This is a genomic window from Herbaspirillum rhizosphaerae (assembly GCF_001189965.1).
In the GTDB taxonomy this organism is placed as follows: Bacteria; Pseudomonadota; Gammaproteobacteria; order Burkholderiales; family Burkholderiaceae_D; genus Herbaspirillum; species Herbaspirillum rhizosphaerae.
This window is the reverse complement of record NZ_LFLU01000005.1, coordinates 307,049-317,085: the sequence shown is the minus strand read 5'-3', so window position 1 is coordinate 317,085 and position 10,037 is coordinate 307,049. Positions and strand designations below refer to the sequence as shown.

Annotated in this window: 12 protein-coding genes; 2 read left to right on the top strand and 10 right to left on the bottom strand. The window is 55.2% G+C overall.

Translation table 11 applies throughout. The features are described 5' to 3' along the window. From AKL25_RS23705 to AKL25_RS10385, 3 genes are all read right to left on the bottom strand, one after another. Positions 1 to 184: helix-turn-helix domain-containing protein (locus tag AKL25_RS23705; protein WP_205627229.1), on the bottom strand; the 184-nt coding region annotated here is incomplete at its 3' end. A 326-nt stretch (positions 185 to 510) separates the two neighbouring features. After that, positions 511 to 903 (bottom strand): hypothetical protein, encoded by a 393-nt coding sequence (locus AKL25_RS24165; protein WP_157050569.1) that lies wholly within the window; start codon positions 901 to 903, stop codon positions 511 to 513. A 653-nt stretch (positions 904 to 1,556) separates the two neighbouring features. Beyond that, the gene (locus tag AKL25_RS10385; RefSeq protein ID WP_050477587.1) at positions 1,557 to 2,945 is read right to left on the bottom strand and encodes an aminotransferase-like domain-containing protein; all 1,389 of its coding nucleotides are present in this window, start codon (positions 2,943 to 2,945) and stop codon (positions 1,557 to 1,559) included. 296 nt (positions 2,946 to 3,241) lie between these two features. On the opposite strand from AKL25_RS10385, the gene AKL25_RS10380 reads away from it, so the two are divergent. After that, entirely contained in the window at positions 3,242 to 3,487 is a 246-nt protein-coding gene (locus AKL25_RS10380) for a hypothetical protein (RefSeq protein ID WP_050477550.1), read from the top strand. Between the two features lie 158 nt (positions 3,488 to 3,645). Here the strand turns inward: AKL25_RS10380 and AKL25_RS10375 are convergent, their stop codons facing one another. From AKL25_RS10375 to AKL25_RS10365, 3 genes are all read right to left on the bottom strand, one after another. Continuing rightward, positions 3,646 to 4,395: an SDR family NAD(P)-dependent oxidoreductase gene (locus AKL25_RS10375; RefSeq protein ID WP_050477549.1), complete on the bottom strand. Its 750-nt coding sequence runs from the start codon at positions 4,393 to 4,395 to the stop codon at positions 3,646 to 3,648. A 59-nt stretch (positions 4,396 to 4,454) separates the two neighbouring features. After that, positions 4,455 to 5,204, bottom strand: a complete 750-nt coding sequence (locus tag AKL25_RS10370) for an SDR family oxidoreductase (protein WP_050477586.1) — start codon at positions 5,202 to 5,204, stop codon at positions 4,455 to 4,457. A 105-nt stretch (positions 5,205 to 5,309) separates the two neighbouring features. After that, complete coding sequence (locus AKL25_RS10365; RefSeq protein WP_083444637.1) at positions 5,310 to 5,912, bottom strand: redoxin domain-containing protein; 603 nt, start codon at positions 5,910 to 5,912, stop codon at positions 5,310 to 5,312. 107 nt (positions 5,913 to 6,019) lie between these two features. Between AKL25_RS10365 and AKL25_RS10360 the strand changes: the two genes are divergently transcribed. After that, positions 6,020 to 6,931, top strand: coding sequence for a LysR family transcriptional regulator (locus AKL25_RS10360; protein ID WP_050477547.1), 912 nt, complete (start codon positions 6,020 to 6,022; stop codon positions 6,929 to 6,931). Between the two features lie 129 nt (positions 6,932 to 7,060). Here AKL25_RS10360 and AKL25_RS10355 read toward each other — a convergent pair whose 3' ends face one another. The 4 genes from AKL25_RS10355 to AKL25_RS10340 form a co-directional block, all read right to left on the bottom strand. Continuing rightward, complete coding sequence (locus AKL25_RS10355) at positions 7,061 to 7,270, bottom strand: hypothetical protein (RefSeq protein WP_050477585.1); 210 nt, start codon at positions 7,268 to 7,270, stop codon at positions 7,061 to 7,063. Between the two features lie 122 nt (positions 7,271 to 7,392). Next, entirely contained in the window at positions 7,393 to 8,832 is a 1,440-nt protein-coding gene (locus tag AKL25_RS24750) for an ATP-binding protein (RefSeq protein WP_276203009.1), read from the bottom strand. A gap of 29 nt (positions 8,833 to 8,861) precedes the next feature. Next, the gene (locus tag AKL25_RS10345) at positions 8,862 to 9,719 is read right to left on the bottom strand and encodes an HDOD domain-containing protein (protein WP_050477546.1); all 858 of its coding nucleotides are present in this window, start codon (positions 9,717 to 9,719) and stop codon (positions 8,862 to 8,864) included. Further along, the gene (locus tag AKL25_RS10340) at positions 9,716 to 10,033 is read right to left on the bottom strand and encodes a hypothetical protein (protein WP_157050568.1); all 318 of its coding nucleotides are present in this window, start codon (positions 10,031 to 10,033) and stop codon (positions 9,716 to 9,718) included. Before AKL25_RS10340 ends, AKL25_RS10345 begins: the two co-directional genes overlap by 4 nt. Between the last annotated feature and the right edge of the window lie 4 nt (positions 10,034 to 10,037).

The window sequence follows — 10,037 nt, the reverse complement described above, 5'->3', positions numbered from 1 at the left end:
GTGTGTATTTGTCCAAAGAGCTCCGGGGACGCCTGTCTGCATAGGCCGGCTCAATGGTTTCAGCGCGAATGTAGCGCCTGACAGTGTTGCGTGAGATGCCTAAACGTCTGGCGATCTCTCGCAATGGGACCTGGTCACGAAGGTGCCAGCGTCGAATAATGCCTAGTAATGCCACGTCGATCACTCCGATCTCCTGCTTATGGTCATAAGCAGAATTGTGTTCTAAACGTGGGTCAATTCTCGGTGCAATTTATGCGGCAAAGTGGGTCAATTTTCGACGCAAATCAACAGATTTCTACGTCGGACTTGTAATCAGGCGCTTCAGACGGCAAAACGCCCGCAATACGCGGGCGCTTTTTCTTGCATGTCGGATGTCCTCTTCTGGCAGGTGCCGGATACTTCATAAAGTTTCGACGATGAACAGGCAGCCAAATAATCGCGATAGAAAAGCCAGCTATATAGCTGGCTTTTCAGAGTATGGCTTTATAAAGTTCAATAAAGTGCTAGGGCTTATTTAAAATCGTAGGTTGTGTAGAGCTGACCGGCAATGGTCCCGAGATTTAACGTTACCGACAATCCCACGCCAGCGGGCAGGTCAACTGGATAAGGAAGCACGACCATTGGTGATACCCCCGTCCAACTAACCAGGAATGCAATGGTGCGTGTACTTCCATCGGGATAAACCGCATTGACGAACATCTGACTCCCGTTAGTTGCACTGCCGCTCAGAGTCTTAATGGTCGCTCCGTTAACGTTACTTGCTGGAGAAAAAATAACTGTCGTTGCATTAGTCGGCACGACTGCTCCGAAGTAACGCGCCCCTATCGTTTCGGCAGCATTAGCTTGAGAACAGACAATCAATAATCCTGCAATTAGTGACGTAAAAAATTTCAGATGTTTCATGGATTTTTCTCTCTTAAGATTATAAAAAATGGAGCGCTCTATTAGGCACCCCATCTTGGTCGTTTCTTTCTGGTAAAACGACCTTCTGCATTTATACTCCTGCTAAGAAAATTTTGTTGATTTGCTCGCCGCGATCAAATTGCTTCAGTCACATCGGCATGAAACTGGCCGATAGGTTGTGCATCTTCAACGCATCCCTGCGTCCGACTTTGCCCCTGCGAATATGGCTGCAAACCTGAATTTTAAATTGCAGGCTATGGCTGCAGATATCTGACTGAGGGCAATTTGGTCGATTTCTACATACGCAGTCAGCTTGTGTAATTTGGGACGTAATGACAGCTCTTTGCCAGCATTTCCAACGACGCCGCGCAGATATTGGACATAACGTTAATTCGAATCCCCCGATAGAAAAAGCCCGCATCGAGCGGGCTTTTTTGTTCCTTGTGAATGTCCGTTATTGGCCGATTACAGACATCCGCATTCACCGGTTGAACCCGCCCTCCAAAGCAGACATTGTGCTGCACGGCTAACTTGGCTTTCTTCCATTCTGTTCACTTTCGCGCGTGATCTCACGATAAATAAGCACCGAGGCGGAAAACCAATGCACAACCCCAATGAGAACCTCCGGATGAAGCACAGTTTTTCCCGGAAGGTCAAACCTCAGCAGCACTGAACGACTCGGGTCGCTGCGTAAGCAGATGAGACAGTCGTTGAAGACCTGCTCGCAAGCGTCCACGGTCCTTGATGCTGCCCAAAGATATCCGAATGGCGTTCACGGATCCGCTGCCGGTTGCGAATGCCTCCGCCGGCGTGACGGCAATGCCCGCGCTGTCGGCTGCACGCGCAAGCTGTGAGGAGTTCCAATACGACGGCAACTCGAGCCATACATGCAGGCCGTCTCCCGCTGCGCCGCCGCTGTAGCGCCCTGCCAGAATATCCCCGGCCATCCTGTGCCGCAGGCGCGCCTCGTTGCGCACACCTTCCATCAATCCGTCAGCCGAACCGTCGAGGATCCACTGCGTGGCCAGTGCAGCCGTCAGAGGAGCGACCATCAGTGCAAATGATCTTAGCGCGATCAGGAAACGTTCGCGTTCGTGCGGGTCGCGTATGAGCACGAAGGCGACACGCAAGCCGGGTGTCAGGCATTTCGACAGGGTCGAGATGTAGTACGCCTGTTCCGGGGCAAACGTGGCGACAGGTGGCGGCGGGGCATCGGCAAGGAGCCAGTAGGGATCGTCCTCGACGAGGCGTACATTGCAGCGCTTCGCGACGCCGGCGAGCTCCTTGCGCCGAAGTTCCGGGATGGTGACGGCGGTCGGGTTCTGTAATGTCGGATTGAGATAGACCAGCCCGGGCTTGTGCCGGCGGCACGCTTGCTCAAGCATCTCAGGCAGCATCCCGTGCTTGTCCGCGTCCACCGCAATGATGCGCCGGCCGAATTGGGTCGCTGCGGCACGCAAGCCGGGATAACTCATCGGCTCTGCCAGGATGACATCGCCAGGCTCCGTCAGCGCGAGGATCAATGCGGCGATCGCCGCTTGCGCACCCGGACAGACAACAAGCTGTCGATAATCCAGATGTCCAAACATCGGCGCCAGCCATTTGGCTCCAGCCTTACGATCAGAGTCGCTGCCACCGGCCAGGTGGTAAGTCATCAGCAATTCATTGTCGGCCCTCATCAGCACCTGAGACAAACCTTGCTTCAACATGTCGTCGAAGTCCACGCCATCCGGCGGTGGCGGGGTATTCATGCTCAGATCGAGGATAGGGGTCAATTCGACTTTCGGCGCCGCGACATAGGTGCCGCGAGCGCCGCGCCCCTCCAACAAATTGCGGCGTCTGGCTTCGTCGTATGCGCGCGTGATCGTCGTCAGGTCGACGTCCAGTTGTGCTGCCAACTGGCGCTGCGGAGGCAGACGGTCGCCCGGTTTCAGCGATCCGTCTGCCATCGCCGCCTGCAAGGCATCGGCAATCTGCAAGAAACGCGGCCCGCCGTGCACGGCCAGTCGCGGCAACCAGATGGGCACATTGTCGTCTTGCATGGTTTTCAGCTGGGACATTTTGTCTCAATGTATGGAAATTGCTTTTAAGTAGTATGCATCAGAACGTGCCGCAACATCATCCTTGCACGGCAGTCGCGGACGTTCTCTCCTATCTCATCTGCATTCGGCAAGTCGCTCCGCCGGATGCCGTTGTTATTTCACAGACAGAGGTAATGAAGGATTCAAGCGGGATGCCTGGGGAATGGCCAGAACAAAAATGAAGCTGCGGAAGCGGCGTTTTGAGGTAGTGTTCCTCACGATAGATAGTGTCAATTAATAGCCTGGAAATACTCGAAATGATGGATTGGGTCCCGATAGTCTTCGTTACGTTCAAAGTTCTCGTGCTCGGCATAGGCATGTTCTTCGCCATCAAGTGGCATTACGATCAGGGGAAGAAAGAGAAGAAGAGCGAAACAGAAAAGCGCGCGGTGCTGCGCGCGAGCGGCAAGGTAGCCGCAGTTTTCGTGTTATCGCTGCTGGGCCTGGGGCTAGCCACCTTCTTCCTTGGCAGCACACTTGGTTTGGACTTGACCTTCCCGTGATATTTTGCCGGACGATGCGACGCTCATCTCTTGATGATCGCCTGCTTCCTGACACCGTTCCGATGCAACGGACCGGCTCGTAAAAAAAACCGCATGAACCTTGATTCATGCGGTTTTCCATCAATGGCATTGCGCCCGATGCCGCCGCACGATACCGATCAGACCTGCGTCCAACCGCCATCGACCACCAGCTCGGAGCCCGTCATGTAGCTGCTTTCGTCCGAAGCCAGGAAGAACGCCGCCGCGCCCAATTCCTCGGCGGTGCCGAGACGGCTGAGAGGCACCATGCTGGAGAACATCTTGCGCGCCTCGTCCGCTTCTTCCCGGCTGTTGAACTGGCCGTCGATGATCGGCGTTTCGGTGGCGCCCGGGCTCAATGTGTTGACGCGAATCTTGCGATCCTTAAGTTCCGCCGCCATGCTTCTGGTGAATGAACGCACCACCGCTTTGGTAGCTGAATACACCGTGTATTGCGGCAGGCCCTTCATGTGCAGACACGACGAGACGAGCACGATGGATCCGCCGTCCTGCAGCAAGGGCAAGGCCTTCTGCACCGTGAACAGCATGCCGCGCGCATTGATGTTGAATGTCTTGTCGAAGTGTTCCGGCGTGATGTCCGCGAGCGTGCCGAATTCCACGAAACCGGCGCTGGCGACGATGATGTCCACCTTGCCTTTTTCGGATTTCACGGTGCGGTACAGGCGGTCCAGGTCGTCGAGATTGGCGACGTCGCCCTGCACGGCGGTTACGTTATTGCCGAGCAGATCCTTGGCCTTGTCCAGCTCAGATTGGCGGCGCCCCGTGATGAAGACATGCGCGCCGGCTTCTACCAGACGTTTGGCGGTGGCAAGGCCGATGCCGCTGCTGCCGCCGGTGACGACCGCGATTTTTCCGTTCAATTTGCTCATGATGCATTTCTCTTTCTATGTGATGGTGATTGATTCCGCCAGCGATGTGCGCCGGCGATTTACATATCTCGCAGGCCGCCGTCGAGCAGGATTTCCGCGCCGAGCATGAACGCCGACTCGTCCGAGGCGAGATAGGCGGCAGCCGCTGCAATCTCTTCCGGCGCTCCCAGCCGCTTTACCGGTGTGAACTCGCCCATGGCCGCCGCCATCGCCTTGGCTTCGTCGGCGCTGCTGGTGACGGTATCGAAGACGGGGGTATCGATGGGGCCAGGCGTCAAGGCGTTGACCCGGATTTTCCGGCCCAGCAAATCCGCCGAGAAGCTGCGCGCCAGCGAGCGCACCGCCGCCTTGGTCGCCGAATAGGCTGCATGATTGGGAAAGCCCTTGCCGTTGACGGTCGAAGAAACCAGCACAATCGACGCGCCGTCGTTCAGCACGGGCAGTGCCTTCTGCACGCTGAAGAAAGCGCCCTTGAAATTGATGTCGCTAACTTTGTCGAACTGCTCTTCCGTAAAATCGGCCAGCGATCCCAATATGTAGACGCCGGCATTGACGACCAGTGCATCTACCTTGCCAAGCTTGCTTGCGACTGTTGCATAGATGCGTTCCAGGTCGCGCAGACTGGACACGTCGCCCTGAATCGCGAGCGCGGATACGCCCAATTCGCGCACGGCTGCGTCCAGCGTCTGCTGATTGCGTCCGGTAATGGCCACCTTGGCGCCTTCGGCAATGAACCGCTTGGCGGTCGCCAGGCCGATGCCGCTACTGCCGCCGGTGATGACGGCTACTTTTCCATTCAATCTTTGCATGATGTCGATCTCTTTCTTCAGGTCGTTATGATTCAAGGCGCACAAGCTCACACCCATGCGTTGCTGCGACGCAGCTGTTGCTTAAAAAATCCAGGAAACCGTCTCTTATTGCCAGGCCTCGCCGACAGGCGCTTTCAGACGTTTGAGCACGGGCATCAGACGCGCAAGATCGGCGTCGAAATTGAAATCGGGATTGACTTCGGCATAGACGATCACGCCGTCGGGCGCGATCACGAAACAGGCCGGCATGGGCAGCGTCCAGCCCGGCTCGCCGTCGGCGGCGTTGTTCTGAGCATCGCAAAGGATGGAGAAATCGAACGCGCTTTCATCGATCGGCTCGCGGCCGTGGCCCGGCGGCTGCGCGGATACCGCGACCAGCCTGACGCCATGCATCCCTGCCCCTGGCCACGCGGCCTGCATCGCCTGCAATTCCGGATAGGCGCCGGCCTGGCGAATGCCGCGATAAAACATCAGCAGCAGCGGCCCCTGCGCCCGCAGATCGGCATAGGAAACCGCGTTGCCGCCGAGATCGCGCAGCGTGAATGCCGGCGCCGCATCATCGGCCTTGGGCAGGCGGGCAAGCTTGAGCAAGTCCGCGGTTGCGCGGTGCATGGCGGCATGCAGACGCGCCGACGCATTGGCGTGCGCGTTGCCGGAAGCCGGCATCGGATCTGATTTGCGGGAATGCGGAGTAGCGTGGGGTTTCATGATCGTTCCGGGTCGGCAGTGCGTTAAGTCGTCTTGGCAGCAACTATCGTTTATTTGCCAAATGCGCACTAGACCATGAATACCGATATGATATATTTGGAAATCAAATGAATGACCGCATCCTTTCTCTTCGCCTATTTACCCGTGTCGCCCGGACTGGAAGCTTTTCCCGTGCGGGGCGCGAACTCGGCCTGACCCAGTCTTCCGTCTCGCGTATCGTGGCGGCGCTGGAGGGCGAGCTGGGGGTGGCGCTATTGACGCGCACCACGCGTGCGGTCACGCTGAGCGAAGCCGGAACCGATTATCTGGCCCGCATCGAGCCGATACTGGCGGCATTGGAAGAAGCCGACCAGGCCGCCAGGGGAACCGGTGAACTGCACGGCATTCTGCGTATCGGTGTGTCGTCGAGTTTTGCGGTGCGTGAACTGGCGCCGCGACTGCCGGCCTTCATGAATGCTCATCCGGCGCTGCGCGTCGAATTGCTCATGAACGATCAGCGCCAGGAACTGGTCGCCGAAGGTGTGGACGTGGCGCTGCGTTTCGGCAAGCTGGCCGATTCGACTGCGACGGCGCGGCGTCTGGGTGCGATCGGCTGTCTGCTGGTCGCGTCACCCGCCTATCTGAAAAAACACGGCATGCCGGACAGCCCGGCCGCCATCGCCGACCATTCGGTCATCGTCGGGCCGGTCGGATCCGGACGCAGCTGGACCTTCCAGAAAGACGGCCGCGTGACGTCGATCAGGATCGACGGCCGGCTGCTGATTTCCACCAATGAAGCAGCCATCGCAGCGGCGACAGCGGGCCTGGGCATTGCATCGACATCGCTTTGGGGTTGCCGCGCCGAACTGGCAGCCGGCGCCCTTGTGCAGGTGCTCCCTGAATGGGAAATAGCGCCTGTCGAGTTGCACGCCGTGTTTGCGGCAGGGCGAGCGGTAAAGCTCTCGGCGCGTATGTTCGGGGACTGGCTGGCGGAGTCGCTGGCCGATGGCGGGGAAAGCGCGCAAACGATCGCCGCTTAAAAAATGTCATGAGATGCGAAATGATCTTGCAGCGGCACAAAGCGCCATGGTAGATGGCGGATGAGTCGGGAACGGCGGCAGGCGTCGCTTGCCGCGCGTTCGCACCCGCAAATTAATTGTTAGCAGGCCCTAGTGCGGACGGTACTTGGGATTCAGAATGACCTCGCCGGTGAATAATCCGTTTGAATCCACCTTCCAAGCCCCGATCACTGAGCTACAAGAAGCATATTCACCGGGATTGAGAACTTCGTCTATTTTATAAATCCATCCTTTCGGATTTTCTTGCGCTTCCAGAACCATGTCTGGGGTGATATATAAAAGCTTATCTTCGTATCCCATCGTCTTCTCCCGTCTCATGGTTTGCTCTCGCAGCATGAGAGGTACTTTAGATCAGCGATGTTGCAAAAAATATCAGAGAATCCCTTAGAAGCCGGATAGCCGTGAGATTTATTCAATCTTCCTTAGCTTTGCGGGGCATCATGCCTGATGGGTAGCCTCAACGTAAAAGTGGTGCCTTGACCCATGATGCTATTTACCTGAATGCTGCCCTGATGCTTCTGCATGATGCCGTACGATAAAGACAAACCTAGTCCTGTTCCTTGACCAACGGGTTTGGTAGTGAAAAACGGATCAAATATTCTGGAGAGGTTTTCAGGAGCGATCCCGGCCCCGGTATCTTCCACTTCAATCTGAACGTCCGCATCGACTACCTTGGTGGTGATGGATATGGTGCCGCGCCCTCCGTTGATGGCGTGGGCGGCATTGACGACCAGATTCATCACTACCTGATTGATCTGGCTCGGCAAACATTCAACATCCGGCAGGTTTCCATAGTTTTTGATGACATCTGCTTTATATTTGATTTCGTTATTGACGATGTTCAATGTTGAATCTATGCCCTGATGCAAGTTGGCCCATTGCCATTCCAAAGCGGTGTCGGTTCGGGAGAAATCCTTAAGGTCTTGCACAATCTTTCTGACGCGTGTGATTCCTTCTCGGGACTCGCTCATCAACGCGGGAATATCCTCTTTCAAATAATCTATTTCAACGTCTTTCCGCACAGCGTTCAGCTCCTGATAAAGCACTGTTGAACCTCGATCTTTATCTAACTTTTCATAGGCCGTGAGTATTTTTAATAGTGAATCGATATAAATTTCGAGTGTGCTGAAATTCGAAAAAATATATCCGATTGGATTGTTGATTTCATGGGCAACTCCAGCAGCAAGCTGGCCGATGGAGGCAAGCTTTTCAGATTGCATCAGCTGCTCTTGGGTCATGGATAATTTTCGATTGACTTCAGTCAGCTCTGCGTTTCTCCGAACAAGCTCAGCCTCTGCCGCCGTGAGGCGCCGCAAATCCTCTTCCATTTTTTCATTGGCTGCAGCAAGTTCATGTGTGCGCTTCACCACCTGAAGCTCCAGATCCTGATGCATTCTTCTCAAATCCAACTCTGCGGACTTTTGGGCGGTAACATCCTGCAGTACCTCGATGGCGCCGACAATCTCCCCGGAAGGTGCGCGTAAGGGCGCCGCCGAAAAGTATAACCACCGACCATCATGTCCAAGATGAGGAAAGAATTTTTCAGCCTCTACGGCGCCCGGAATGACTACCGAACTACGAAACTTATCGTCGTCGTGGTAATAGGTTCCTACGACATTCTCGAGAGATCCGGCAACAATCAGATCCGCAAGCACGGGCCGCTCATACAGATAGAACGGCTTCCATTGATTTTTTGTCCCCACCATCTGCGCCGCAGATACGCCGAGAATATGCTCGCAGGCCTTATTCCAATGCGTAATAAGATGATTGCTGTCGATCGCGAATGCAGGTACGGGACAGCCATCAAAGAACTCGGATATCTGCGGCTCTGACAGCTGATTCTGCGAACTGAGAAATGACACGATTTCTACCTCCCAAATAATCCAGACTTCTATCTGTCTCCTGCATTGGCGCCCAGGATCGTGCAAGCTTCTTTGAATTGTCTTTCAGTGGCGCTGAAAACCTCCATCAGTGTCTGTTGGTCCATATTCAGGAGATCCCATTCCTGTTGCGGAATCACAGGAACGCGATCATGTTCTCCACCACTCAGATCCAGCCCGTAGGCAATGGCATCGGCAACGCTCACAATGGACGCCGCCAGAGAGTGCGAAGGAAGGCTGTTATTTCCGGGTGTATTCAATGTCTCGACAATTGATGTCGGGAACTTCCAGTGCGCAAGAACCGCACTACCGGCCACTTTATGATCGATGCCAAAGATGTGAATTTCTGCAGCCACCAAGTCGCCGTCATGCTGAGAACGCCATTTCAGCACCTCTTGATAGCGCGATGGAGAATACGTTGCCAGCACTAATCGACCAATGTTATGCAAGAGCCCACCGATGAAAGCCTGATCTTCGTTTCCTCCGCAACTTCTTGCGATCGCTTTAGCCGTCAATGCCGTCGCAATGGCATGCTTCCAAAATTCCGTGTAGTTAAGTTCCTTCGACTTTCCCTCAGAAAAAGTTCCTACAATTGCAGCAGCTGTAACCAGAGAACGAACGCTATTGAATCCCAGTACGGCAACTGCATGTGGGATAGATCCCACTTTGCTTTGCATTCCGTAAAACGACGAATTGGCCAACCCCAGCACCTTCGCAGTCAAGGCCTGGTCGTGCGAGATTTTTTGTGCAAGCGTATTGGTGTCCACATCGCCGTTGTCAAGCGCGTCAACAAGCTCCATCACGATGTGGGGTAGCGAAGGAAGCCGGAGAACCGCCTCGCTGATTTCCTCGCCGGTTAAGGGGGTCATGGCATCTTCCTGTAACGCCTGAGCGAATCCAGCAGGAGCCGATTGGCTTCTCCGTCGAGACTGTTCCTGAACAGCGCATCTAATCTTTGCAGTTTCTGCTCCTGTGCTTCGTTGTGTCCATCTTCTGTAACCGACGGCTGTACTGTGATGCTTTGTATGCCGCGCTGCTTCAATGCGTGAATCGATTTTTCAGTCAATTCCACACCGGGAGAAATCAAGCGAGTACCGGCCTTGTCCAGCACTGCTTCCGCCAATACCATGCCTGGCTTTGCGTCACTCAGGAGTGTCTCGCGAGACGAATCAATTTCGGCCATGGTT